Origin of the sequence: uncultured Ruminococcus sp., from assembly GCF_937915125.1 — a bacterium.
Classification (GTDB): domain Bacteria; phylum Bacillota; class Clostridia; order Oscillospirales; family Ruminococcaceae; genus Ruminococcus_C.
The window spans coordinates 35,371-61,063 of sequence record NZ_CALDMP010000098.1; the positions used below are offsets into that span (position 1 = coordinate 35,371).

General features: G+C 53.8%; 18 protein-coding genes. 14 read left to right on the forward strand and 4 right to left on the reverse strand.

Features of this window, described 5'->3' with window-relative positions; all coding sequences use genetic code 11:
• The first annotated feature begins 62 nt into the window (after positions 1-62).
• From Q0418_RS10065 to Q0418_RS10075, 3 genes are all read left to right on the forward strand, one after another.
• Complete coding sequence (locus tag Q0418_RS10065; RefSeq protein ID WP_298484004.1) at positions 63-1,607, forward strand: LCP family protein; 1,545 nt, start codon at positions 63-65, stop codon at positions 1,605-1,607.
• Positions 1,608-1,748: 141 nt separating this feature from the next.
• Positions 1,749-3,107: a Trk system potassium transporter TrkA gene (trkA, locus tag Q0418_RS10070; protein ID WP_298484005.1), complete on the forward strand. Its 1,359-nt coding sequence runs from the start codon at positions 1,749-1,751 to the stop codon at positions 3,105-3,107.
• A gap of 10 nt (positions 3,108-3,117) precedes the next feature.
• Positions 3,118-4,563, forward strand: coding sequence for a TrkH family potassium uptake protein (locus tag Q0418_RS10075; RefSeq protein ID WP_298484006.1), 1,446 nt, complete (start codon positions 3,118-3,120; stop codon positions 4,561-4,563).
• Positions 4,564-4,692: 129 nt separating this feature from the next.
• On the opposite strand, the gene Q0418_RS10080 is transcribed toward Q0418_RS10075, so the two are convergent.
• Complete coding sequence (locus Q0418_RS10080) at positions 4,693-8,397, reverse strand: phosphoribosylformylglycinamidine synthase (protein WP_298484007.1); 3,705 nt, start codon at positions 8,395-8,397, stop codon at positions 4,693-4,695.
• 16 nt (positions 8,398-8,413) lie between these two features.
• On the reverse strand, positions 8,414-9,730 hold the full coding sequence (gene mtaB, locus Q0418_RS10085; protein ID WP_298484008.1) for a tRNA (N(6)-L-threonylcarbamoyladenosine(37)-C(2))-methylthiotransferase MtaB: 1,317 nt from the start codon (positions 9,728-9,730) through the stop codon (positions 8,414-8,416).
• Between the two features lie 310 nt (positions 9,731-10,040).
• On the opposite strand from mtaB, the gene Q0418_RS10090 reads away from it, so the two are divergent.
• The 11 genes from Q0418_RS10090 (at position 10,041) to Q0418_RS10140 (ending at position 23,052) form a co-directional block, all read left to right on the forward strand.
• Complete coding sequence (locus Q0418_RS10090) at positions 10,041-10,271, forward strand: HPr family phosphocarrier protein (RefSeq protein WP_298484009.1); 231 nt, start codon at positions 10,041-10,043, stop codon at positions 10,269-10,271.
• A gap of 352 nt (positions 10,272-10,623) precedes the next feature.
• On the forward strand, positions 10,624-11,220 hold the full coding sequence (locus tag Q0418_RS10095; RefSeq protein WP_298484010.1) for a flavin reductase family protein: 597 nt from the start codon (positions 10,624-10,626) through the stop codon (positions 11,218-11,220).
• Between the two features lie 526 nt (positions 11,221-11,746).
• Positions 11,747-12,484: a ClpP family protease gene (locus Q0418_RS10100; RefSeq protein WP_298484011.1), complete on the forward strand. Its 738-nt coding sequence runs from the start codon at positions 11,747-11,749 to the stop codon at positions 12,482-12,484.
• Positions 12,485-12,512: 28 nt separating this feature from the next.
• A complete protein-coding gene (locus Q0418_RS10105) occupies positions 12,513-15,074 on the forward strand; it encodes a DNA translocase FtsK (protein ID WP_298484012.1) in 2,562 nt (853 codons plus the stop codon).
• 62 nt (positions 15,075-15,136) lie between these two features.
• Complete coding sequence (locus tag Q0418_RS10110) at positions 15,137-17,023, forward strand: YgiQ family radical SAM protein (protein ID WP_298484013.1); 1,887 nt, start codon at positions 15,137-15,139, stop codon at positions 17,021-17,023.
• A gap of 56 nt (positions 17,024-17,079) precedes the next feature.
• Positions 17,080-17,922 (forward strand): ComEC/Rec2 family competence protein, encoded by an 843-nt coding sequence (locus Q0418_RS10115; protein ID WP_298484014.1) that lies wholly within the window; start codon positions 17,080-17,082, stop codon positions 17,920-17,922.
• Positions 17,923-17,930: 8 nt separating this feature from the next.
• Entirely contained in the window at positions 17,931-18,140 is a 210-nt protein-coding gene (locus Q0418_RS10120) for a DUF3006 domain-containing protein (RefSeq protein WP_298484015.1), read from the forward strand.
• 6 nt (positions 18,141-18,146) lie between these two features.
• Positions 18,147-19,394: an NAD(P)/FAD-dependent oxidoreductase gene (locus Q0418_RS10125; RefSeq protein ID WP_298484016.1), complete on the forward strand. Its 1,248-nt coding sequence runs from the start codon at positions 18,147-18,149 to the stop codon at positions 19,392-19,394.
• 67 nt (positions 19,395-19,461) lie between these two features.
• Positions 19,462-20,130 (forward strand): (d)CMP kinase, encoded by a 669-nt coding sequence (cmk, locus tag Q0418_RS10130; RefSeq protein WP_298484017.1) that lies wholly within the window; start codon positions 19,462-19,464, stop codon positions 20,128-20,130.
• A gap of 216 nt (positions 20,131-20,346) precedes the next feature.
• Positions 20,347-21,096, forward strand: coding sequence for a 1-acyl-sn-glycerol-3-phosphate acyltransferase (locus tag Q0418_RS10135; RefSeq protein WP_298484018.1), 750 nt, complete (start codon positions 20,347-20,349; stop codon positions 21,094-21,096).
• Between the two features lie 3 nt (positions 21,097-21,099).
• Entirely contained in the window at positions 21,100-23,052 is a 1,953-nt protein-coding gene (locus tag Q0418_RS10140) for a bifunctional 4-hydroxy-3-methylbut-2-enyl diphosphate reductase/30S ribosomal protein S1 (protein WP_298484019.1), read from the forward strand.
• 141 nt (positions 23,053-23,193) lie between these two features.
• On the opposite strand, the gene Q0418_RS10145 is transcribed toward Q0418_RS10140, so the two are convergent.
• Both Q0418_RS10145 and Q0418_RS10150 read right to left on the reverse strand, forming a co-directional pair.
• Positions 23,194-23,718 (reverse strand): DNA-3-methyladenine glycosylase, encoded by a 525-nt coding sequence (locus Q0418_RS10145; protein ID WP_298484020.1) that lies wholly within the window; start codon positions 23,716-23,718, stop codon positions 23,194-23,196.
• Positions 23,719-23,925: 207 nt separating this feature from the next.
• A complete protein-coding gene (locus Q0418_RS10150) occupies positions 23,926-25,662 on the reverse strand; it encodes an NFACT family protein (RefSeq protein WP_298484021.1) in 1,737 nt (578 codons plus the stop codon).
• Positions 25,663-25,693 lie beyond the last annotated feature (31 nt).

Sequence of the window (25,693 nt, forward strand, 5' to 3'; positions counted from 1 at the left end):
AAGGCAGAAAATATTTTCCGAATTTGTCTGAACGAAACTGACCCACGGAAAGGAGTCTGAATATGGACAAATATCACAAAAACGGAGACAACACAGACGGAGAAGAAACCATGTTTTTCCGTGCGGCAGAATCCGGAAAGCCCACGGATCAGTACGATACACAGCAGCTGAACGCCAGATCGGTACGGCGTCAGGCAGGACAGAATGGGTATCCACAAAACGGTTACCCTCAGAACGGATACCCCCAGAATGGTTATCCGCAAAACGGCTATCCGCAACAGCCATACCCCCAGAACGGCTATGGACAAGGCGGTTATCCTCAGGGGAAGCGTCCCCGACAGAGTGCCCCCGGCGGCTATGGACAGCAGAGCCGTCCGGCACAGGGAAATCATCCTCGCTCCAGCAATGCGCCCCATCCCCAGTACCGCCAGCCGGCACCGGGACAGAGACCGCCCCAGCAAAACCGGTCTGCCGCCGGACAGCGTCCGCCGCAGCAGAGACAATCGGCACCGTCCGGCTATCGCCAGCCCCAGAGACAGAGCCAGCCCGCCGGACGGTCTGCTCCCCCGAGACAGAGCCCGCCGCCAAGACAGCCCCGGCAAAGTGCACCGGAGCCTGTACCCCGGCAGAGAAGCGCACCTCGCCGCCGGCAGAAAACATCCCTGCTAGGACGTATTGTGAAGCTTGTGCTCACCCTGATCGTGGCGCTGTTTCTGCTGTATTCGGCAATCGCTATGGTGGGCATTCTGGGAATGAACCGTGTCTCCACCGGAGAACGCAGTGTCACAAGCGGCAGTCTGGACGCCTCCTATGTGAAAAATGTGTTGGTCATCGGCACGGATACAAGAGATCCGGAACAGGAACGAGGACGGTCGGATTCCATGATCCTGGTCTCCATGAATTCCAGAACCAAGGAGATCTACATGACGTCTTTTATGCGTGATGCCTATGTGGATATTCCCGGAAACGGCGGCGGAAAGCTGAATGCGGCATATTCCTACGGCGGCCCGGAACTGCTCATGGATACCCTGGAATCCAACTATGATGTACACATTGACGATTATGTCATGATCACCTTTGCCGCCTGTGCGGAGATGATCGACGCTGTGGGCGGCGTGGAGCTGACGATTTCCGACGAAGAAGCCCAGGCGGTCAATGAGATCCTCATCAGCGAGGTCAATGAGATCATGGGCGACGACCGGGAGGACGATCTGCTGGACAGCGGCGGCACACTGACGCTGGACGGCAAACAGGCGCTGTCCTACAGCCGTATCCGCTATGTGGGAAATGCAGACTTTGAACGTACCGAGCGCCAGCGGACGGTGATGCAGCAGGTCATGGAAAAGGCAAAAAAGAATCCCCTGCGGCTGGCATCCATCTGTATGTCGGCACTGCCGAAAATGACCACCAATCTCTCTGTGGGCGCACTGTATGGATACGCTGTAACAACGCCATTCAAGCTGATCAGCTATGACATGGCGCAGCAGCGTATCCCCGCAGACGGCACCTTCAGTCCTGCGGATATCGGCGGCGAATCGGTATTGCAGGTGGATTTTGCAGCGGCACAGCAGCAGCTTAGAGATACCGTTTTTTCGGACAAGTCGTAAATACATCAAAAAACGCATCCACGTGGCAGAATGGATGCGTTTTTCTGTCAATATGATTGACTTTTTTTGCTGAGCATGCTATAATAGGCATTGAAAATATGTCGAAAAAATGATGTTGCAATGATGTAGGGTGAAATGATTATGAAAATCGTGATTATCGGAAACGGAAAGGTCGGCAGCAACCTGTCCTCTGCCCTGGTGCGGGAAGGGCATGATGTTACTGTTGTTGACAATGCAGAAGCACCTTTACGCAAATCACAGAACATGCTGGATGTCATGTGCATTGAGGGAAACGGTGCGACCTCGGAGACGCAGATGGAGGCAGGTATCAATAAAGCAGGGCTTCTGATCGCCGCGACACCCTATGACGAACTGAATATCCTCTGCTGTCTCATCGGGAAACGCCTGGGCGCAAAAAAGACCATTTCCCGTGTGCGGATGCCGGAGTATTACCAGCAGATGCACCTCATCCGGGAGGATCTGGGCTTGTCCATGGTCATTAACCCGGAATTTGCCACAGCAGATGAGATCATGCGTGTGTTGGTGTTCCCGTCTGCGGCAAAGGTGGAGGTTTTCGGAAAGGGTAAGCTGGAACTGGTGGAATATCGTCTGCCCCAGTTTCAGTGGCTGGACGGGCTGAGCTTTCAGGAACTGTACAAAAAAGTCAAGACGAAATTCCTGATCTGTGCGGTACAGCGTGAAGATGAAGTTTATATCCCGGGCGGTGACTTCTCCCTGCGTCCCGGCGACCGGATCCATGTGGCAGCTTCTCACAGAAATATCGAGCGCTTTTTCCGTGCCAGCGGTTTTATGAAAAACAAGGTCAAGACCGTTATGATCGTAGGCGGCGGCAGTGTGTGCTATTATCTGTCAAGACAGCTGCTGAATATGGGCATGAAGGTGAAGATCGTGGAAAAAGACCGCCAGCGCAGCATGAAGCTGGCAGAGCTGCTGCCCAGAGCCATTGTCATCTGCGGCGATGGCACCGACCAGGATCTGCTGGTGGAAGAGGGCGTGCAGGATGTGGACGCTTTTGTGGCACTCACAGGCATCGATGAGGAAAACATGGTCATTTCCCTGTTCGCAAAGGACTGCACCAACGCAAAGGTCGTGACAAAGATCAACCGGGATAATTACGTTGCCCTTGCGTCAGAGCTGGGGCTGGACTGTGTGATCTCTCCGAAATATCTGACCACCAGCAATGTGGTGAGCTATGTGCGCTCTCTGGCAAATGCCGCCGGCAGCGAGATCGAATCTCTGTATCATCTGGTGGGAAACCAGGTGGAGGCAATCGAATTCCGTGTCAAAGACCGGATTCCCGGTCTGGTGGGCGTGCCCCTTCATGCGGTACAGCTGAAGAAAAATATTCTCCTCTGTGCCATTATCCGGAAACGTGAAATTATCATACCGGACGGCAACGATGCCATTGAAATGGGCGACTCTGTTGTCATTGTCTCCAAAGGACATCGGTTCTCTGGTCTCAAGGATATTTTGAATTAGGCGGTACGAGATGAACAAAGGGATTGTATTTCATTACTTATCCAGGGCAATGCTGATCGGCTCGGCACTGTTTCTGATACCGGCAGCAGTGAGCCTCTATTTCCGGGAATATTTCTGTGCCGGCGTTTTTTTGCTTGTGGGCATCTGTGTGGCGGCGGTTTCCCTGCCCTTTTCGCTGATTCGCCCCAAAAATAAAAACATGTTCGCCCGGGAGGGCATGGTCATTGCAGCACTGTTGTGGGTACTGTTCTCCGTTGCAGGAGGACTCCCCTTCTATCTGAGCGGCTGTATTCCCAGCTTCTGCGATGCAGTGTTCGAAAGCGTTTCCGGCTTCACCACAACCGGCTCCACCATTCTGACGGACATTGAAGCCCTGCCGAAGGGCATGCTGTTCTGGCGCAGCTTTACCCACTGGGTAGGCGGCATGGGGGTTCTTGTGCTTGCCATTGCCATTATGCCGTCCTCCAGCCACGCCCTCTATCTCATGCGTGCGGAATGCCCCGGTCCCCAGGTGAGCAAGCTTGTGCCAAAGGGAAAAAATTCGGCAATGTATCTGTATCTGATCTATACAGGGCTGACCATTGTGACCACGATACTCCTGGCAGTCGGCGGAATGCCCCTCTTTGACAGCGTTTGCCACGCCATGGGCATTGCCGGAACAGGCGGCTTCAGCATCAAAAACGATGGCATTGCCTTCTACAATTCCCCTTATCTGGAAGGCGTTGCAACAGTAACCATGCTGCTCTTCGGCGTGAATTTCAGCTTGTATTACTTCATCCTCATCCGGCGTTTCCGGGAAGTGCGCAAAAATACAGAACTGAAAGTGTATCTGGGCATCTTTGCCGTTTTCACCCTGCTGATCATGGCAAATACCCACTCGCTCTACCAGACTATCGGAAAGACCTTCCGGTATGCAGTCTTTCAGGTGGCATCCATTATGACCTCCACCGGCTTTGCCACGGCGGATTATAACCAGTGGCCTATGTTCTCCCAGATGCTGCTGCTGATCCTGATGTATATCGGTGCCTGCGGCGGTTCCACCGGCGGCGGATTCAAGGTGCAGCGGTTCGTGATCCTCTGCAAAAGCGGCGCTCTGTCCATGCGGAAGATGCTCCACCCCAACTCCGTCAGCCTTGTAAAATCCGACGACAAGACCATGAATGAGGAAACTGTGTATGGCGTTGTCCATTATCTGATCCTGTATCTGGGCATTGTACTGGCATCCATGCTCCTGCTGTCCCTGAACGATCTGGATTTCGGGACAACGATCTCGGCAGTTTCCACCTGTGTGAACAACATCGGCCCCGGCATGAACCAGGTGGGACCCATGGAGAATTTTTCTTTCCTATCGGATTTTTCCAAGGTCGTACTGACGGCAGACATGCTCCTGGGTCGTCTGGAATGTCTGCCTCTGCTGATTCTGCTTGCACCCTCTGTCTGGCGGAAAAATTTTTAAGCGAAAATCGTGTTGCCTTAAATCAGCAATATAAAAAACGGACAGGCTTACTCCTTTTTCGGAGTTTGCCTGTCCGTTTTTATTTGAGACAACAACGTACAATCTTTGTGCGGTATTGCCTTGATCATTTTACTGGAAGTAAGCTACGCCGCTTTCGAAGATCTTCTGATCCTTTTCGCCCGGCACGTTCCGGTACAGATTCTGTCCGATACGTTCGCTGTGACCCATCTTGCCCAGAACTCTGCCGTCCGGCGAGGTGATACCCTCGATTGCCATCATGGAAGTGTTGGGGTTGAAGTGGATATCCATAGACGGATTGCCGTCCAGATCTACATACTGAGTCGCAATCTGTCCGTTCTTCACCAGATCTGCCAGCAGCTCCGGCGGCGCCACAAAGCGTCCCTCACCGTGGGAAATAGCAACGGTGTGCACATCGCCCACCTCTGTGCCGTACAGCCACGGGGACTTGTTGGATGCAATGCGTGTATTCACCAGCATGGACTGATGGCGTGCAATGGTGTTGAATGTCAGTGTGGGCGAAACATCCGTCATATCCATGATTTCGCCGAAAGGTACCAGACCCAGCTTTACCAGTGCCTGGAAACCGTTGCAGATACCCAGCATCAGACCGTCCCGGTTCTTGAGCAGCTCGTGAACAGCGTCTTTGATGCGGGGATTGCGGAAGAATGCGGTGATGAACTTACCGCTGCCCTCCGGCTCATCGCCGCCGCTGAAGCCGCCGGGAATCATGATGATCTGTGCCTGCTTGATCATTGCTGCAAAGGTGGTGATGGAATCCTCCATTGCCGATGCGGAGAGGTTCCGTACCACAAAGGTCTGAGGACGTGCGCCGGCACGCTCAAAGACACGTGCGGTGTCGTATTCGCAGTTTGTGCCCGGGAATACAGGGATCAGGACACGAGGCTGCGCCGCCTTGACAGAAGCGGAAAGGGTCGTCTTTCTGGGATAGGACAGCTTTTCCGGTACCTCTGTCGTTGTCTTGATGCGGCAGGGGAATACCGGCTCCAGCTTGCGCTCCCAGACGGAGAGCAGCTTGTCCAGCTGGAGCGTGTACTTCGGGCAGACGATCTCCGGCTTTTCGGCAGTGGTACCGATAACATCCTCGCCGTCCTGTGCCTCACCGTTCAGTTCCAGGAGGAAACCGCCGCAGCAGGGCTGGAACAGCTCTGCATCTGTCAGCTGGCGAGAGAATGTGAAGCCGATGCCGTTGCCGAAGCACATCTTTGCGATACCCTCGGCTGCACCGCCGTAGTCGATGACCCAGCCTGCACGGACACGTCCGGCAGCGATCATTTCCTCTACCTTGTCGAATGTGGCACGGATGCTGTCAAAGTCCGGAATACCGTTTCCATCCACTGCGGGACGGAGCATCACTACCTTGTCCCCTGCTGCCTTGAATTCTGTAGATACCACCTTGTCTGCCATGGCGGTGGAAACAGCAAAGGAGACCAGCGTGGGCGGCACGTCGATATTCTCGAATGTACCGGACATGGAGTCCTTGCCGCCGATAGAGCCGCAGGACAGTTCCAGCTGTGCCTTGAATGCGCCCAGCAGTGCCGCCATAGGCTTGCCCCAGCGCTTGGGGTCGTTCTGGGTGCGTTCGAAATATTCCTGGAACGTCAGCCAGCAGTGATGCCAGCTGCCGCCTGCTGCAACGACCTTTGCAATAGAGGTAATTACAGCGTCCATGGCGCCCAGATAGGGGTTGCGTTCACTGGTGGTGGGATTATAGCCCCATGCCATGAGGGAACAGGTATTTGTCTCGCCCTTGAGTACCGGGATCTTCGCCGCCATTGCCTGAGAGGGAGACAGCTGGTATACACCGCCGAAGGGCATGAGCACAGTACCTGCACCGATGGTGGAGTCGAACTTTTCAATGAGACCCTTCTGAGAGCAGATGTTCAGGCTGGACAGCAGTTCTGTCCAGGCATCGGCACTGTCCGTGAGGGTGGATTCTGCTTCCGGCTGGGGTTCTGTAATGGCAATGTCCGTATGCTTTGCCGCACCGTTGGAGTTGAGGAATTCACGGGACAGATCAACGATGGTGTTGCCGTTCCAGTGCATCCGCAGACGAGGCTCTGCCTGTACAGTTGCCACAATGGTTGCCTCCAGGTTTTCCCGGCTGGCTTCCTTGATGAACTTCTCTGCATCTTCAGCGGCAACCACAACTGCCATACGCTCCTGAGATTCGCTGATGGCGATCTCTGTGCCGTCCAGACCGTCATACTTCTTGGGTACAGCGTTCAGGTCGATTTCCAGACCGTCTGTCAGCTCGCCGATGGCAACGGATACACCGCCTGCACCGAAGTCGTTGCAGCGCTTGATCATACGTGTCACAACAGGATTGCGGAACAGACGCTGGAGCTTACGCTCTTCCGGTGCATTACCCTTCTGTACCTCTGCGCCGCAGTGTCCCAGGGATTCAATGGTGTGGGACTTGGAAGAACCTGTTGCACCGCCGCAGCCGTCACGTCCGGTCTTGCCGCCCAGGAGAATGACAATGTCTCCCGGCACCGGTGCTTCCCGGCGGATGTTGGATGCCGGTGCAGCACCCAGAACGGCGCCGATCTCCATGCGCTTTGCCATATAGCCCGGATGGTATACCTCGGCAACATGTCCGGTGGCAAGACCGATCTGGTTGCCGTAGGAGCTGTAGCCGTTTGCCGCACCCAGGGTGATCTTTCTCTGGGGCAGCTTTCCTGCAATGGTATCCTCTACCGGTACCAGGGGATTTGCCGCACCGGTGACACGCATTGCCTGATAAACATAGGAACGTCCGGACAGCGGGTCACGGATCGCACCGCCGAGACAGGTTGCCGCACCGCCGAACGGTTCGATTTCGGTGGGGTGGTTGTGTGTCTCGTTCTTGAACATGAGGATCCAGTCCTCTTCCTTGCCGGCAACATCTACCTTGATCTTCACAGAGCAAGCGTTGATCTCTTCGCTTTCGTCCAGATCCTGGAGCTTGCCGTCTGCTTTCAGCTTTCGTGCGGCAATGGTAGCCAGATCCATAAGGGTCATGGGCTTTTCGCCCCGTCCCAGTTCCTGGCGTACCTTGCAGTATGCGTCATAGGTCTCTTTGATATAGTCCGTAGGAATGTCTACATCGGAGATCTGGGTCAGGAAGGTGGTGTGGCGGCAGTGATCCGACCAGTAAGTGTCGATCATGCGTACTTCGGTAATGGTGGGGTCACGGTGCTCCGTGTCACGGAAATAGCTCTGACAGAACTGGATATCTCCCAGATCCATTGCCAGACCATAGTCGGCAATGAACTGCTTCAACTCGTCCTCTGACAGCCCGATAAAGCCCGTCAGAGTCTCCACAGTGGTGGGGATGGTATAGTTGGCATCCAGTGTCTCCGGCAGTTCCATGGCAGCTTCACGGCGCTCTACGGGGTTGATGAGATAGGATTTCAGACGGTCAAACTCTGCATCGGTGAGATTGCCGGTGACAACATAGACATCTGCTGTGCGGACACGGCAGCGTTCACCCTGGAGCAGAATCTGGATACACTGCTCGCAGCTGTCGGCACGCTGGTCAAACTGTCCCGGCAGATATTCTGTTGCAAACATCCGCTGGTTGTCCTCCAGTGCCGGCACCTCGGTGTAGATATGGTCTACTGCAGGTTCGGAAAAGACCGTGGGTACGGCACGCTGAAAAGCGGCTTCTGTGAGATGATCTGCATCATAGCGATGGAAGATCCGGACATCGGTCACATTCAGACGCAGTGCAGTTTGCAGGTCGCTCAGTACCGAGCGTGCCTCTACTGCGAATTCCGGTTTTTTCTCCACATAAATACGAAAAACAGACATGGTAATACTCCTTCTATCATGAATTTGCGTCTGCCGTCACAGGGGTGCCGTAGCAGCAGTCCGCATCACTCTCTTCTATTCTAACATAAAAAATCTGATTACGCAAACTTTTTTTTGGATTTTTTGCAGAAATTCGCACAACCGTCCCATTCGGGGCATGTCCTACGTGAAAACCGTCGCCCCGTTCCCGTTCAAAAAGTACCGGAACAGTCTGCCCGATCTGGGTGCGCAGAAAGGCGGATCTCATGGATTTTGCGGCAGATTGGGCAATCTCCATGCGCTGGGTCTTGGTCTGGCTGCTGATCTTATCCGGAAATTCCGCCGCACGTGTGCCGGGTCTGGGAGAATAGCGGAACACGTGCATAGCGGCAAAGCCGATACGCTCTGCAAATGCCAGGGAATCGGCAAAATCCTCGTCTGTTTCTCCGGGAAAGCCCACCATGAAATCCGTGGTAATGGCACAATGGGGGAACAGTGCCCGGATGTTGGCACAGATCGCTTCGTATTCCGCTGCTGTATACCGGCGGTTCATGCGTTTCAGTGTATTGTCGCAGCCGCTCTGGAGAGACAGGTGGAACTGGGGACAGAATTTCGGCAGTGCGGCAAGGCGTTTCAGCTCTGGTTCAGTCAGGCGTTCCGGCTCCAGGGAACCCAACCGGATGCGTTGGATACCGGGTACGGCGGCGCAGGCTTCCACAGCGTCCGCCAGTGTGCCGTCCCATTCCATGCCGTAGAAACCCAGATTGATGCCGCACAGCACGATCTCGCGATAGCCGTTTTCGGCAAAGGCGGCGGCACTGTGCCGGATCTCCTCCAGCGGCAGGCTCCGGCAGCGTCCTCTTGCATAGGGAATGATGCAATAGCTGCAAAAGCAGTTGCAGCCGTCCTGGATCTTCAGAAAGGCACGGGTGTTGTCCGGCATGGTGTCGCAAGGCAGGACTTCGAAAGGATCATCGGCAGTATAGCTGTCCACAGCGTTCCGCCGGGAATGGCTGCGGCACAGTTCGTCCAGCAGTGCCGGAAGCCGGCTGCGGTTTTTGGTGCCGATGACCAGGTCGGCTTCGGGAACAGCCGCCGCCTGTTCGGGATATGCCTGGGCATAGCAGCCCGTGAGGACAAGCAGGGCATGGGGACAGGTCTGCCGCATTTTCCGCATGGCGGTGCGCAGACGGCTGTCACCGGACGAGGTGACGGTGCAGGAATTGAACAGGATCACGTCTGCCTGCGCCGGCTCCTGGACAATGGTATGGCCTGCTTTTTGCAGAACAGACTGCATTCCGGCAGTTTCACAGGTGTTGACTTTGCAGCCAAACGTCAGAAAATAGCAATTCAATGGTATTTCTCCTTTGGTAATACGGCGTTTTTTCGACAGGAATTTCGTGGAATTTTCACGTGATTTACATAAATTTTATCGTCGCCGTCAAAAATAGGTGTTGTATTTCCACTCCTATTATACTATATCAACGAAAATGATGCAATCGTCTTGACAAGAAAATTTTTTCGTGGTATGCTATAGACACAGAACAAGTGAAAGTCAGAAGCAGTATGCACGTGACTGGTTTATGACAATGACTTTGAGTTCTGTGTATTTTGCGGACACCATGGAAAGATCAATCAGGAATCTTTCAGAGGAGGTAATTGTTATGTATGAGACAACAATTCAATTGAATGCAATTAATGACGTGAAGGAATTTGTCAACACCGTGATGCTGTTTGATTATGACATCGACCTGGTTTCTGGTCGTTATGCCATCGACGCAAAGTCCATCATGGGTATCTTCAGCCTGGATCTGTCCAAGCCGATTCAGCTTCAGGCACACACAGACGATGCAGATGCGCTGGTAAAGGCTATCGGTAAATATATCGTCAAGTGAGCACATTGATCACACATCTTTCAAAGATTGAGTAGAATAGTAAGAGGGAAAAGCGGCGCTTCGGAAACGGGGCGCCGCTTTTCTGTCCGCCGGCTGTTCCCGGCAGGTTGACATTCTCCCCTGTGCATGGTACAATATTCACAGACAGTACCGGAAAAGTCCCTGTGCACGGTCGGAATGTGAAACAGACTCTGAATACAGGGCAATACCGCACAAAGATTGTGCGTCAGATGCGCCGTCAGATTTTTTTTGAAATATGACGAAAAATATGCAAGCATATGACGTGCAAAGCCGATAGGCGCTCTTTGTGCGGTATTGCCGTAAGATTTTCCCGGAGAAAGGTTTTGAAACTATGGCAAAACAACATTGGAAGGGCAGCGTTCTGCTGGCACCTGTACCGCCCACACTGGTCACCTGCGGCACCATGGAATCCCACAACGTTCTGACAGTGGCATGGACAGGCGTTCTGGCGACCCATCCGCCCATGACATATATTTCTGTCCGCCCCACCCGATATTCCTACGATATCATCATGAAGCACCGGGAATTTGTCATCAATCTCCCCACCTCTGCCATGATGCAAGCAACGGATTTCTGCGGCGTGCGCAGCGGCAAGGATGTGGACAAATTTGCAGTCTGCCACCTGACCCCGGAGCCGGCGCAGACGGTTCAGGCGCCGCTGATCGCAGAGTGCCCCGTGAATCTGGAATGCCGTGTGACAGACACAAAGGAAATGGGCACCCATACGGTGTTCGAGGCGGAGATCACCGGAGTCAATGTGGACGAAAAATACCTTGACAGCAAGGGCAAGCTGAACCTACAGCAGTGCGGTCTCATGGCGTATGCCCACGGGGAATATTTTGCTCTGGGACGAAAGCTGGGGAATTTCGGGGATTCGGTGCGGAAAAAGAAGAAAAAAAGCACAAATCCCCAGCGGAAGAAAAAATGAGGGCAATACCGCACAAAGATTGTGCGTCAGATGTACTCTACGAGCATAAACTTTGTCAGATTTTTCGTCAGATGAAGCAAAAAGCGCAGTGAATACTTTGTGTATTCACGAGCATTTTTGTGAAATATGACGGAAAATATGCAAGCATATGACGTGCAAAGCCGGCAGGCGCTCTTTGTGCGGTATTGCCATGAGGAAACAATTCTGGCAGACCATAGGGTCTGCCGTTTTTATGTCTGGAATCGTATTTCAACCCCTCCACCATTGCTGCGCAATGGTTCCCCTCCCCTTTCAGGGGAGGCAAATTAGGCTCCCCTGAAAGGGGAGCTGGCACGGCGCAGCCGTGACTGAGGGGTTAATTCTTATATAAATCCATTTGCATATTTCCATCACGCCGCTCCCTTGACTTTTTCCGCAGTTGTGTTATAATATAGAAGTATGCTGGAAGTATTGTCTCTTGTTTCGCATAACTTTTGTTCTGACGGGCAAACTGATTTTAAAATCAGTTGCAAAGGAGCGAATCCCTATGTCAGAAAAAAACAAGCGCAATACTTCCGATTCCAAGTCCAACACCGATGAGCAGCTGGATCAGGCACAGCTCATCGAAGAGACCGGTGCCGTCCGCACCCAGAACGCAAAGCATCTCATCCACTGTCTGACCGTGATCGGACAGGTGGAAGGGCACAATATCCTGCCGGACGACACCAAAACCACCAAATATGAGCACATTCTCCCGGCACTGGTCGCCATTGAACAGGATCGCAATGTGGAGGGACTATTGGTTGTCCTGAACACCATGGGCGGCGATGTAGAGGCTGGTCTTGCCATTGCAGAGATGATCTCCGGCATGAAAACGCCTACGGTCTCTCTGGTCATCGGCGGCGGTCACTCCATTGGCATCCCCATGGCAGTGAGCGCAGACATTTCCATGATCGTCCCGTCCGCTTCCATGACCGTGCATCCTGTCCGCACAAGCGGACTGGTACTGGGAGTACCGCAGACCGTGGTCTATTTTGAAAAAATCCAGGAGCGCATCACCGGCTTTATCACCCGGAACAGTTCCATTGACCCCAAGACCCTGGAACAAATGATGATGAACACCCAGGAGCTTGCCACCGATATCGGCACTGTGATCTCCGGGGAAGAAGCTGTTGCCTGCGGTCTCATCGACCGGCTTGGCACACTCCACGATGCCATAGAAGCGCTCTATCATCTGATCGAAACCCGGGAGCCGAGATATCCCGACGCACTGCCGCCGGCATGATCGGCTTCTGCACAGAAAGGCAAACGAATTGGCACAGAAATCCGCTTCCACCAAAAAGAAAAAACCGGCGGCGAAAAAAAAGCCTGCCGCAAAAAAGACAAATGATAATACAGCACGCACTGCAAAAGAAGAGGCTCTGGAAAAACTGAACCGACAGCAAAACGGCAACACCAAATTTCAGTCTGTGATCTTATTTGCAAGCGCAGTGCTGTTTTTCCTCATTGCATTCATTCAGGGTAGCGCCGGCTGGTATGTCCTCCACCGGTTTGTCCGGGGGCTGTTCGGCTTTTCCATTATCCTGGTACCCATTATCCTGCTGGTGTCCGCCTATTATACAGAAAAGCGCACGGGCATGTCTCTCCCAAAACGGCTGATCTTCAGCCTGGGACTGACCATTCTGACCAGCAGCTTTGTACAGATCCTCTTTGTCGGCGAGATCGAGAAAAAATCCTTTTTCCGTGCTGTCGGCTACTTATACGAAACCGGCGCCGAGGACGCTTTTCAGAGCGGCGGCGTCATCAGTGCAGTCCTCGCCTATCCCCTCATCCGGATCCTCGGCACAACGGGAGCACGCATTCTCATTGTGGTTCTCCTCTTTGTCGCAATCATGTGGATGCTGGATCTGAGTATGCGCCAGCTGTTTCAATACATTCTTCTGCCCTTCCGCAAACTGCGGGAACTCTGGCGGCGTGAACCGGACTGGGCAGATGATATCGATGAAAATGACATTCCCCCGGAAGAGCCGGAGTTTTTCCTCCCGCCGGAGGAATCCCCCAGAAAACGCCGCCGCAGAGAAAAAGCAGAACCCCAGCCGGAACCCATCCCGTCCGCTGTACCAGAAGTACCGGACTTTATACAGGACAGCTCTCCCCTGCCGCCGGATCTGGAGGCAATGATACATGACAGCTATGGTCAGCCTGAACCGTCAGAGCCATATACGCCGGCATATGATATGGATGTTGACATCCCCCTGCCCCCGGACGGCAGCGGAAATACTGCCATCGTATCCCCGGAAGAGCTGCTGACAGACCCGCCGGAGCTGTTTCAGCCGCAGGATGAATTCCCGGCACAGGCAGCGCCACCGGTACCGCCGGTACGTCCCTATCAGATACCGCCTCTGGACTTTTTGCAGACAGGCATCAGCCGTGCAGGGGACCCGGCTGCGGAACAGGAACTGAAAGAAAATGCCGGCATTCTGGCAGACACACTGAAAAGCTTCGGTGTGACCGTGCGGATCACAGGCATTTCACGGGGTCCTTCTGTCACACGCTATGAGATCCAGCCTGCCGCCGGCATCAAGGTTTCCAAGATCACCGGTCTGGCAGATGACATTGCCCTTTCTCTGGCGGCACAGGGTGTCCGCATGGAAGCCCCCATACCGGGAAAGCCTGCCATCGGCATCGAGGTGCCCAACAATCACAAGGATACCGTTTCTCTCCGGGAGATCCTGGAGAGCGACAATTTCAAAAATTCCAAGAGCAAACTGACCTTTGCCGTAGGACGGGACATTGCCGGAAATGCCATTGTGGGAGACATTGCACGTCTGCCCCATATGATCATTGCCGGTGCTACCGGTTCCGGTAAATCCGTCTGCACCAATTCCATTATTATGAGCATTCTGTACCACGCCACACCGGACGAGGTAAAGCTTATCCTCATTGACCCGAAGATCGTCGAATTCACAGTATACGAGGGCATTCCCCACCTGCTGATCCCGGTGGTCACCGACCCGAAAAAGGCTGCCGGTGCCCTGAACTGGGCAGTGCAGGAAATGCAGCGGCGGTACAATCTCTTTGCGGAGCACAGCGTCCGTGACCTGGGAGATTACAACGCCGCAGCGGCACAGCCGGGCAGTGAACTGGAACCCATGCCCCAGATCGTGGTGATCATTGACGAGCTGGCAGACCTGATGATGACCACTTCCAAAGAAGTGGAAGATGCCATCTGCCGCCTGGCGCAGAAAGCACGTGCGGCAGGCATGCACCTGATCATTGCCACCCAGAGACCGACGACAGACATTATCACCGGTCTGATTAAGGCGAATATTCCAAGCCGTATCGCCCTTTCTGTTATGTCACAGATCGACTCCAGAACCATTCTGGACACCGGCGGTGCAGAAAAACTGCTGGGACACGGCGACATGCTCTATCTGCCCAACGGCAAGATCAAGCCGGTTCGTGTCCAGGGCTGTTTCACTTCCACCAAGGAAATTGAAAAAGTGGTGGAATTCATCAAGGCACAGACACAGAGCAATTACAGTGACGAGATTATGGAACAGGTAGAACAGAACATTCCTGTCACCAAGGCGGAGCAGAAGGAAATGAAAGCTGCCGCTGAGGCAAACGCCGCACCAGAGCCGGGCAGCGATGAGGATGTCCTGGAGCGTGCCATTGAAGTGGTTGTGGAAGCCGGACAAGCGTCCACCTCTGCACTCCAGCGGCGGCTGAAGCTGGGCTATGCCCGCGCCGCACGGATGATGGACGAACTGGAGCAAATGGGCGTCATCGGTCCCTATGAGGGGGCAAAGCCCAGAAAGGTACTCATGACCAAGGAACAGCTGGCGGAACGGAAAATGCGGAGATTGCAGTGATGTTCCGTATGCGGCAAAATCATTATTCCAATAATTATAAAATACAAAAGGAGGTGCACCCCATGACCAATTTTCTCCCCGTCACAAAACAGGAACTCCTGGAAACCGGCGTATCCCAGCCGGATTTCGTCTACATCACCGGTGATGCCTATGTGGATCATCCCAGCTTCGGTGCGGCGATCATTACACGGCTGCTCCAGTCCCAGGGCTACAGCGTGGCTGTCATTGCCCAGCCGGACTGGCACACCACACAGGATTTCCAACGTTTCGGCGAACCGAAGCTTGCCTTTCTTGTGACCGGCGGCAATATTGATTCCATGGTGGCGCACTACACTTCTGCCAAGCGCCGCCGGAGCAATGACATGTACTCTCCCGGCGGCAAGGCAGGACTTCGTCCGGATCGTGCCGTGATCACCTATTGTCAGCAGATCCGGAAAGCATATCCTCATGTGGCGATTGCCATCGGCGGTCTGGAGGCATCCCTCCGGCGGTTCGCCCACTATGACTACTGGGATGATGCCGTGCGCCCGTCCATTCTCGTGGACAGCGGCGCTGACCTGCTCATGTACGGCATGGGAGAACATCAGATCACAGAACTGGCACAGCAGCTGGCAAACGGTGTGCCCATTGCGGAGATCACCGGCATCCGGGGTACATGCTATCTCACTGACCCGGTAAATACCCCATGGGGTGCGGTGCAGTGCCCGGATTACGCCCAGGTCTGCCGGGACAAAAAAGCCTATGCCAAAGCGACCCGGCAGCAGTATGACCAGCAGGACGAGATCACCGGCAAAACGGTAATCCAGCGCCACGGAGATAAAATGCTGGTGCAGAATCCGCCGGCGCTGAGCCTGACCCAGGAAGAACTAGACGCTGTTTATGCCCTGCCCTACCAGCGCCGTCCCCACCCCATGTACGATGCGCAAGGCGGCGTGCCGGGAATCGAGGAAGTACAGTTTTCCATTGCCCATAACCGGGGCTGTTTCGGTTACTGCAATTTCTGCTCCATTGCCCTCCACCAAGGACGGCGTATTACCTGCCGCAGTGAGGCATCCATCCTGGAGGAAGCAAAAAAAATCATTGCCATGCCCGGTTTCAAGGGCTATATCCACGATGTAGGCGGTCCTACGGCAAATTTCCGGCTGCCGTCCTGTAAGAAGCAGGAGAAAGCCGGCATGTGCGTGGGGAAGAAATGCCTTGCGCCAAAGCCCTGCAAGGCATTGCAGGTAGATCATTCGGAATATCTCCATATTCTGCGGAAACTCCGTGCCCTGCCCGGTGTGAAACGTGTGTTCATCCGTTCGGGCATCCGCTTTGACTATGTCATGGCAGACCCGGATGATACCTTTTTCAAGGAACTGGTGGCGGAGCATGTCAGCGGTCAGCTGAAGGTGGCACCGGAGCACGTCAGCAATGTGGTACTGGATAAAATGGGCAAGCCCCACATCGAATGCTACGAGGCATTCCAGAAGCGATTTTATGAGATCACCAAGAGCATGGGCAAGAAACAATACCTGGTGCCCTATCTCATGTCCTCCCATCCGGGGAGCACGCTGCAGGAAGCTGTGAAGCTTTCCCTGTTTCTCCGGGATCATGGGATGCATCCGGAACAAGTCCAGGACTTCTACCCCACACCGGGAACCATCTCCACCTGCATGTATTACACGGAATTAGACCCCTATACCATGGAACCAGTTTACGTTCCGAAAACACCTCAGGAAAAAGCCATGCAGCGTGCATTGCTGCAATATTATCTGCCCCAGAACAAGCAGCTGGTACTGACTGCACTGCGGCAGGCAGGACGGCAGGATCTCATCGGCACAAAGCCGGGCTGCCTTGTGGCACCGGATGCCAAGCCCCGTTCTGCATCCCATTCAAAACAGCACAAAGGAGGTGCATCCCCACGAAATCCAAAGCAATCATCCCGAAAAAAATCACGGCGCTCCTGACTGCATTTGCAGCACTTCTCCTGCCCGGCTGTACGCTGGAGGATATTGAGGCATATATGACCGATACCATTGACCAGGCATTCGGCGGCGAGGAAACTGCCGGAGAGGGCAGCTGTTCCGTCTATTTTCTGGACGTGGGACAGGGCGACAGTTCACTCATTGTGACGGATACTGCCGCCGTCCTCATTGATGCCGGGGAACAGAGTGCCGGAGACGATGTCCTCGCCGATCTGCAGCAATACGGCGTCACCACCCTGGACTGGATCATCGGCACCCATCCCCATTCCGACCATATCGGCGGATTCCCGAAAATTCTGGAATATGCCGCAGCATATGACGATCTGACTGTTGCAAATGTCATGACCCCGGCACTGCCGGACAGCCAGATCCCCACCACCAGAATCTATGAAAGCTTTCTGGACGGCGTGGAGGCAAACGGGCTGGAACTGACCGAAGCCGTCTCCATGACCATTGATCTGGGAAGTGCTTCTCTGGAGATCATTCCCTCGCCGGGAGACGATTACAGTTCCCTCAATGACTACTCCATCTGCGCCTACTTAACCTGCGGCGAAACCGGATTTTTCTTTACCGGTGACGCCTCCAAGCCAGAGGAAACGGACCTGCTGGAATCCGGTGCTCTGGATCATGTCCAGGCGGATGTCCTGAAAGTGGGACATCACGGCAGCCGGGAGTCCTCCACCGATGATTTTCTCTATGCCATCAATCCCAGCTATGGAGTGATCTCCTGCGGCTATGACAATTCCTATGGGCATCCCCACAGCGAAGCCATAGCACGGCTCACCAAATTCTGCGGCGAACAGATCTGGCGGACAGACGAAAACGGCACAGTCTGCATTCAGTCCGACGGACAGCAGCTGACTGTGACAACAGAAAAGTGAGGGACATTATGATCATCATTGACCGATTCGAAGGCGATCTTGCCGTACTGGAAACAGACAGCGGCATGATACAGGCAGCACGCAGTCTGCTGCCGGAAAATGCACGGGAGGGGGATATTCTCACCCAGACAGCAGATGGCTATGCAGTGGATGCAGAAGCCACCCAGGCACGGCGGGAAAAGCTCCTTGCCCGTATGAAACGGATAAAGAAACAGTGAGGTAATATGGAAACAGACCACTTATGTATCGGCGGCGGTCCCGGGGGCATGTTTGCAGCCCTGACTGCCGCCGGCAGCGGAAAACACTGCATCATTCTGGAACAAAACGAACAGCTGGGACGAAAGCTGCGTATCACCGGAAAGGGGCGCTGCAATCTGACCAACAACTGCGACAGAGAGACGCTCCTTGCCAATATTCCCGGCAACGGAAAATTCCTGTACAGCGCCTTTTCCCGGTGTATGCCCCAGGATGTCATGGCATATTTTGAATCCCTGGGCGTGCCTCTGAAAACAGAACGTGGAAACCGTGTGTTCCCTGTCAGCGACCGTGCGGAGGATATTGTACAGGCACTTCAGAAAGCCATCCGCCGTGCCGGGATTCCGGTAATACGCGGCGAGGCGGCGCATCTCATTCTGGAGGATAACCGCTGCTGCGGTATACGTACCACAGACGGCAGAGAATTCCGGGCAGGAACAACACTTCTCGCCACTGGCGGCGTGTCCTATCCCAAGACCGGTTCCACGGGAACAGGGTATCAGCTGGCAGAAGAAGCCGGGCACAGCATTGTACCGCCCATGCCCTCTCTTGTACCCTTAGTGACACAGGAGACATGGTGCCGGGATGCCATGGGATTGTCCCTGCGGAACGTCACACTTCGGCTGTACCGGGGAGACAAATGCGTATTTGAGGAACTGGGGGAAATGCTCTTCACCCACTTCGGTGTATCAGGCCCTCTGGTACTCAGCGCCAGCGCTGTGATGCGCAAGGGACAGCCGCAGGATTACCGCATGGAAATTGACCTGAAACCGGGACTGACACCGGAACAGCTGGACAAGCGTATCCAGCGTGACCTGACGGACAGCCCCAACCGGGATCTGGGGAATATTCTCCACGCACTGCTACCGGCAAAGCTGATTCTTCCGGTACTGAGACTCTGCCGGATACCGCCGGACACCAAAGCCAACAGCATGACACGGGAACAGCGGCTGACACTGGGTAAGCTGGTAAAAGCCGTACCCCTTCAGGTCAGGGCGTTCCGTCCCATTGAGGAAGCCATTATCACAAGAGGCGGCGTTTCTGTCCGGGAGGTCAACGCCAAGACCATGGAATCCAAGTGCTGTCCGGGACTGTATTTCGCCGGAGAGATTCTAGACGTGGACGGCTATACCGGCGGCTTCAATCTCCAAATTGCTTTTGCAACCGCATACAGTGCCGGGCTTGCCATGAGCGAAGCAGATCAGGTATCATTTTAAGGCAGGAGAAGCACCTGTCACCCAAGTTTTGGTTCAATATTGAAATTATACATAAAGGAGTTACCTTATGAAAACGATTAACATTGCCATCGACGGCCCTGCCGGTGCCGGGAAAAGCAGCATTGCCAGAGAGGTGGCATCTGAGCTGGGATTTGTCTATGTGGACACCGGTGCGCTGTACCGTGCCATTGCCCTGTTCTCCACGGAATATGCCTCCCGCCGGGAATTTCTGAACGCACTGGAAGACGACTGCCATCTGGAGATGAAATATTTCGGCGGCACCCAGTGCATTTTCCTGAACGGCGACAATGTCACCGACAAGATACGCACGCCGGAAATTTCCATGAAGGCATCAGAAGTTTCTGCCCTGCCGGAGGTACGGGAATTCCTGCTGGAAACACAGAAGGACATTGCACGGGAGTACAATGTCATTATGGATGGCAGAGACATCGGCACGGTAGTGCTGCCGGATGCCGATCTGAAAATCTATCTGACGGCTTCTGCGGAAGAACGTGCCAGCCGCCGGTATCTGGAACTGGAGGACAAGCCCGATGCGCCGTCCTATGAGCAGCTTCTGGAAGAGATCAAACAGCGGGATTATAATGACATGCACCGTGCCGTTTCGCCCTTGAAGCAGGCGAAGGATGCCGTGCTCATTGACAGTACAACCATGGGATTCCATGAGGTGTGCGAGGAGATTCTGGATCTCATTGAGGAACGGTTGGATTTGGAGTAAGCTTTCCGAGTCCATCCCATAGGTAAAAAAGTTCCCTTACCATACCCAAATGCGCAGCGGAGAAAATAAGTCAAACCTTGAGAACAACTCTTGGGGAACAAAGCTTGCGGGCGGATAATATCCGCCCCTACAGTTACCATTCAATTTCACAAATACACCCCCTGCGGGCGAACACAGTTCGCCCCTACACAATCTGCTTGAAAAGGAGGTCATCTTTTGCCTTATCCCATTGTCGTATTTTTCTATCGCATCGCCTATTACATCGTGCGGTTTCTGTTCCTGTTCTACTACCGTATTCAATTCGAGGGACGGGAAAATGTACCCCAAAAAACCGCCGTTATCTTCGCCTCCAACCACCGCAGTTACCTCGACCCGGTGCTCGTGGCAATGGCAGCGCCCCATCCCTTCAACTATATCGCAAAAGAACCGCTGTTCAAAAACCCCATATTCGGCGGCTTCATCCGGTTCATGGGCGCATTCCCCACTTCCAACAGCAAGGATCCGTCCTATGACATGCTCTCTGAGGCAACACGCCGTCTGGAAAAACGCCGCCATCTGACCATTTTTCCGGAGGGTACACGTCATACAGACGGCAAAGTGGGCAGAGGAAAAAGCGGTGTCTGTGTCCTGGCAGCACGCAGTGGTAAACCGGTCGTTCCCGTGGGACTGATTTTCGATTCCAACAATCTCCACTTCCGCAGCCGCATCTGCGTCCGGGTGGGTAAACCAATCTATGCCGCTGACTACGGACTGGACGAAAATTCCACACCCCACGATATGCACGCCATGCGCAAGGATATTATGGACGCCATCCGGGAAATGGTGGAGGAAAATCCGCCCTTCCCCATTCTCCACGACGAACCGAAAAAGCGCACGTCTATCGAAATTGCTCAGGAACAGCGCCGTGCCGAACTGAAACAGAAAAAACAGGCAGAAGCATCTGCCCCTGAAAAAACGGAGGACTAAACCATGGCTCAGATCACTGTTGCCGACTCTGCCGGATTCTGCTTCGGCGTAGACCGTGCCGTAAAGCTCTGCTACCAGGCACTGGAACAGCATAAATCCGTGGCTACGCTTGGACCCATTATCCACAACCAGAATGTGGTGGATGACCTGACACGGAAAGGCGCCCGCATTGTCAATTCCATTTCCGAACTCCGTCCCGGCGAATGCGTGGTCATTCGCTCCCACGGCGTCAGCGCCGATGTCTATGCAGAACTGGAACGTGCCGGAAATCCCTATGTGGATGCCACCTGCCCCTTTGTTGCCAAGATCCACCGCATTGTGGAAAAACACACCGCAGACGGGGATTTTGTCCTCATTGCCGGAGATGCAAATCATCCGGAGGTCGCTGCCATCGTTGGACATTGCAAAGATAATTGCTTTGTTTTCGAAAGTGAAGAAGCTCTAAACAATTTTTTTCAAAAAAATTTAGCGAATTCTTATAAAAAGCTTGCAATTGTTGCGCAAACAACGTATAATATATTAGTATGGGAAAAGTGTTTAGAAGCTCTTCCCAAGGACAACCCGAATATTATGGTTTACGATACAATCTGCCACGCAACCCAAGTGCGGCAGTCCGACGCAGACAAACTCTCTCGCAAGTCAGATTTAATGATTATTGTGGGCGGCAGGCACAGCTCCAATACCGTAAAGCTGTATCATGTCTGCAACAGAAACTGTAGGTCTTATCATATTGAAAATTCGGATGAGCTTTACACTTTAGACCTATGTAATGCCGAGAAAATCGGGATTACAGCCGGCGCGTCCACACCGGCACATATCATTAAGGAGGTTCAACAAACTATGACTGAAATTATGGATAACAACACCATGGAGGAGGACATCAACTTCGCCGAAGCACTGGATCAGTCCTTCAAAAAAATACATACAGGGGAAAAGGTTAAGGGTACCGTCTGCTCACTGAACAACACGGAAGCAATCGTGGACGTGGGCACAAAGCACACCGGCTATGTGCCGCTGAGCGAACTGACAGACGATCCTTCCAAGAAGCCTGCTGATGTTGTTGCCATCGGCGACGAGCTGGATCTGATCGTAACCAAGATCAACGACCAGGAGGGTATTGTGACCCTGTCCAAGAAGAAGGTCGATGAGATGAAGGGCTTCGAGGAGATCATCAAGGCAAAGGATGAGGGTGCCGTTCTGGAAGGCACTGTAAACGCAGCTGTCAAGGGCGGTGTGATCATCACTTATGCTGGTGTTCGTGTATTTATTCCGGCATCCCAGAGCGGTCTGCCGAGAGGCGCAGAGATGGATTCTCTGGTAAAGACCACCCAGCGTTTCACCATCCTGGAAGTCAACGAGCACCGCAGAAGAGCTGTCGGCTCCATCAAGGCTGTTCTGAAGGCAGAAAAGGATGCAGCAAAGGAAGCATTCTGGGAAACTGCTGAAGTTGGCAAGGTATACAAGGGCGAAGTCAAGTCCCTGACCAGCTACGGCGCATTCGTAGATCTGGGCGGCATCGACGGTATGGTTCATATCTCCGAGCTGTCCTGGAAGCGCATCAAGCACCCCAGCGAAGTTGTCAACGTTGGTGACTACATCGAAGTATTCATCAAGGAACTGGATCGTGAAAACAACCGCATTTCTCTGGGCTACAAAAAGCCGGAGGACAACCCGTGGGAGAAGTTCAAGGCAAACTACAGCGTTGGCGATGTGATCCCGGCTACTATCGTATCCATCACACCTTTCGGCGCATTTGCACAGATCATTGACGGCGTGGATGGTCTGATCCACATTTCTCAGCTGGCTGACAAGCGTGTTGAAAACGTCAAGGACATCGTTTCCGTTGGCGATACAGTTGATGTTAAGATCATTGACATCGACATTGAGAACAAGCGCATCTCCATCTCCATGCGTGCTCTGCTGGAGGATGAGGACGTTGCTGAGGATGAGGAATAATTCCAGTCCGGAAGTTCTCTTTTGACAAGGTAAAATAAAAGCGGCAGTGTGGCTTTTGGCTGCACTGCCGCTTTTTTTATTTATAATACGAATAACCGCCCCAAGTTTCCAGCCCGGACGGTTATTCTTTAGAGGTGCCCTTTATTTTTTCACATCGGCGATCCACCGCCAGGGCATATTCTTCCAATATACCCCGGCATAATCAATGCCCACACGCACATCGGTGCGCAATTCCGGGCGGAATCCATCGTCTGCGATCCACAGATCCGGGCAGGTGACAAAGCTGTCCCCGTTCAACGACTTGTCGATTTGCAGATATTTCGTCAGCTTCGCTGGACCATTGTGCACTGCTCCGGCACGGAGGAGCACCCCCTGGGGCTGTTCTGGCTCGCCTGTAATGACGTTCATCAGCCAGTGCATGCCGTAGCACAGGTAAATATAGATCACGCCGCTTTCCCGGTAGAGCAATTCTGTCCGGGGTGTTCTGCCCTTGGAGGCATGGCATCCCAGATCTTCCTCACCCCGGTATGCCTCTGTCTCGGCAATGCGCTCCTGCAAGATCGTCCCATCCGGCAGCCGGCGCAGAAGCAGTTTCCCCACCAGATCCGGAGCAACCTCCAGACAGTCCCGGTGAAAAAAGGATTCGTTCAGTCGGATAGGCTGCATGGTATCTCCCCTTTCCTCGTATGATCTGTGCTTAGGCAACACCGCACAAAGAGCGCCTGGCGGCTTTGCACGTCATATGCTTGCATATTTCTCGTCATATTTCACAAAAATGCTCGTGAATACACAAAGTATTCACTGCGCTTTTTGTTTCATCTGACGAAAAATCTGACGGCGTATCTGACGCACAATCTTTGTGCGGTATTGCCCTTATTCTTGTTCCATCTGTTTCGGTGTCACATACAGCGTATGCTGGTTGGAGAAGATCACCATTCCCGGCTTTGCCCCTGCCGGTTTTTTCACGAACCGCACCGGGCAATAATCTACCGGAACCTGTGCGGAATCCCTTGCCTTGCTGTGATATGCCGCCAGCTGTGCCGCCTCCTCCAATACCTGCTGGGATGGCTCTTTTCCTCCGGTCTCCAAAATCACGTGAGAACCGGGAATGTTCTGGGTATGCAGCCAGATGTCGTTTTTATTTGCCGTTTTCAGCGTCAGCTGGTCATTCTGACGATTATTGCGTCCCACCAGAATCCGTGTGCCGTCCGAAGCGGTAAACGCCATGGGCGGCAGAGACTTCGGCGGCTTGCCCTTACGCCGCAGGAGCCGCAGATAGCCCTGTTCCGCAAGCTCCGTGCGCAGCTGTTCCAGATCGTTTTCCGTTTCCGCACGGCTCAGCGCATCCAGCACGCTGTCCAGATATGCCAGTTCTTCCCTGCCCTTTGCGATCTGCTCGGTCAGGATCTTTTCCGCCGTACATGCCTTTTTGTATGCCTGATAGTATTTCTGAGCATTCTGGGGCGGCGTCAGACGAGCGTCCAATTCAATGTTAACTGTGGGACACGCCGGGTCGTAGAAGTCCTCCAGTTCCGCCGTAGTATCTCCCTTGTGCAGTCGATAGAGATTCGCTGAGATCAGGTCCGCCTTATGCCGCAGGGCATCCTTTTCCTCACAGGCATCCAGTTCCTCCGACTGGGAAACAATACGCCGCTGGATACGCTCTGTGGCATGGAGCAGCAGATGGAACAGATCGTTGGCTCGCTGTTTCAGTCTTGCCGCATGGTCACGGCTGGCGAAGAATTCGTCCAGCAGTTCGCACGCAGAAGGCATGGTTTTCGTCACCATAAGGGTGCCATACTGGTGCAGGGGCAGGAAAGAAAAGTCCTTGGGCTGTCCTTCCCGGGTGCTGACCATGGTGTAGACCTCCGTGCCCTGCTCCAGCATTTCCCGGGAGCGACGAATGGTGTAGCACAGACGGTCGCTCTGATCGCCTGTAAGCGCCTCTGCACGGCACGCTGTGCCCTGCCCGGTGTAATATGCCCACTCCCGGACAAGCACCGGAGAAACGCCCTCAAAGGTCTGTAGGAGTGCCTTGGACAGTTCTGCATTTTTCGAAGCAACTGCGGCACGTATCTCCCCATCAGAAGCGGTCAGGAAATTCAGGCGGTCGTCCCGGGGCGGCATTTCATAGGCAACCCCCGGCAACACCAATCGCTTGCTGGACATGGTGGCATCCACACGCTTCATACTGTCGATGACAACGCCTTTTTCGTCAATGAGAATCAGGTTGGAGTAGCGCCCCATGATTTCACAGGCAAGAGTCAGCTGTACCACGTCTCCCAGTTCGTTGACGCAAGAGAAGTCGAAGTATAGCACACGCTCCAGACCGTCCTGGCGGATATCCAGCAGCTTGCCGTTGCCCAGGCGTTTCCGCAGGAGCATACAGAACATGGGCGGCGTTTTCGGGTTTTCCACTGCCACCTGGGTCAGGTGCACCCGTGCCCGGTCTGCGGCGCAGGAGATGAGGATCTTTGCCCCACCGGTACGGCTGCGAAGTGCCAGAATCAGTTCTTCCCGTGCCGGCTGGTGAATTTTTTCAATGCGGGAATCCATGAGCGGCAGAAGTTCCTGCCGCACTGCGTGTAAATATGCACCGTCTAATGCCATGTGTTTTCATCCTTTCTTTTTGAGGATTACA

Bases quoted from the DNA above. Each gene is read 5' to 3' on its own strand.
- Q0418_RS10140 (WP_298484019.1), top strand. From the start codon at position 21,100: ATGGCTCAGATCACTGTTGCCGACTCTGCCGGATTCTGCTTCGGCGTA.
- Q0418_RS10100 (WP_298484011.1), top strand. From the start codon at position 11,747: ATGTCAGAAAAAAACAAGCGCAATACTTCCGATTCCAAGTCCAACACC.
- Q0418_RS10110 (WP_298484013.1), top strand. From the start codon at position 15,137: ATGACCAATTTTCTCCCCGTCACAAAACAGGAACTCCTGGAAACCGGC.
- Q0418_RS10150 (WP_298484021.1), bottom strand. From the start codon at position 25,662: ATGGCATTAGACGGTGCATATTTACACGCAGTGCGGCAGGAACTTCTG.
- Q0418_RS10125 (WP_298484016.1), top strand. From the start codon at position 18,147: ATGGAAACAGACCACTTATGTATCGGCGGCGGTCCCGGGGGCATGTTT.
- Q0418_RS10120 (WP_298484015.1), top strand. From the start codon at position 17,931: ATGATCATCATTGACCGATTCGAAGGCGATCTTGCCGTACTGGAAACA.
- trkA (WP_298484005.1), top strand. From the start codon at position 1,749: ATGAAAATCGTGATTATCGGAAACGGAAAGGTCGGCAGCAACCTGTCC.
- Q0418_RS10065 (WP_298484004.1), top strand. From the start codon at position 63: ATGGACAAATATCACAAAAACGGAGACAACACAGACGGAGAAGAAACC.
- Q0418_RS10095 (WP_298484010.1), top strand. From the start codon at position 10,624: ATGGCAAAACAACATTGGAAGGGCAGCGTTCTGCTGGCACCTGTACCG.
- Q0418_RS10080 (WP_298484007.1), bottom strand. From the start codon at position 8,397: ATGTCTGTTTTTCGTATTTATGTGGAGAAAAAACCGGAATTCGCAGTA.
- cmk (WP_298484017.1), top strand. From the start codon at position 19,462: ATGAAAACGATTAACATTGCCATCGACGGCCCTGCCGGTGCCGGGAAA.
- Q0418_RS10075 (WP_298484006.1), top strand. From the start codon at position 3,118: ATGAACAAAGGGATTGTATTTCATTACTTATCCAGGGCAATGCTGATC.
- Q0418_RS10115 (WP_298484014.1), top strand. From the start codon at position 17,080: ATGACCGATACCATTGACCAGGCATTCGGCGGCGAGGAAACTGCCGGA.
- Q0418_RS10090 (WP_298484009.1), top strand. From the start codon at position 10,041: ATGTATGAGACAACAATTCAATTGAATGCAATTAATGACGTGAAGGAA.
- Q0418_RS10145 (WP_298484020.1), bottom strand. From the start codon at position 23,718: ATGCAGCCTATCCGACTGAACGAATCCTTTTTTCACCGGGACTGTCTG.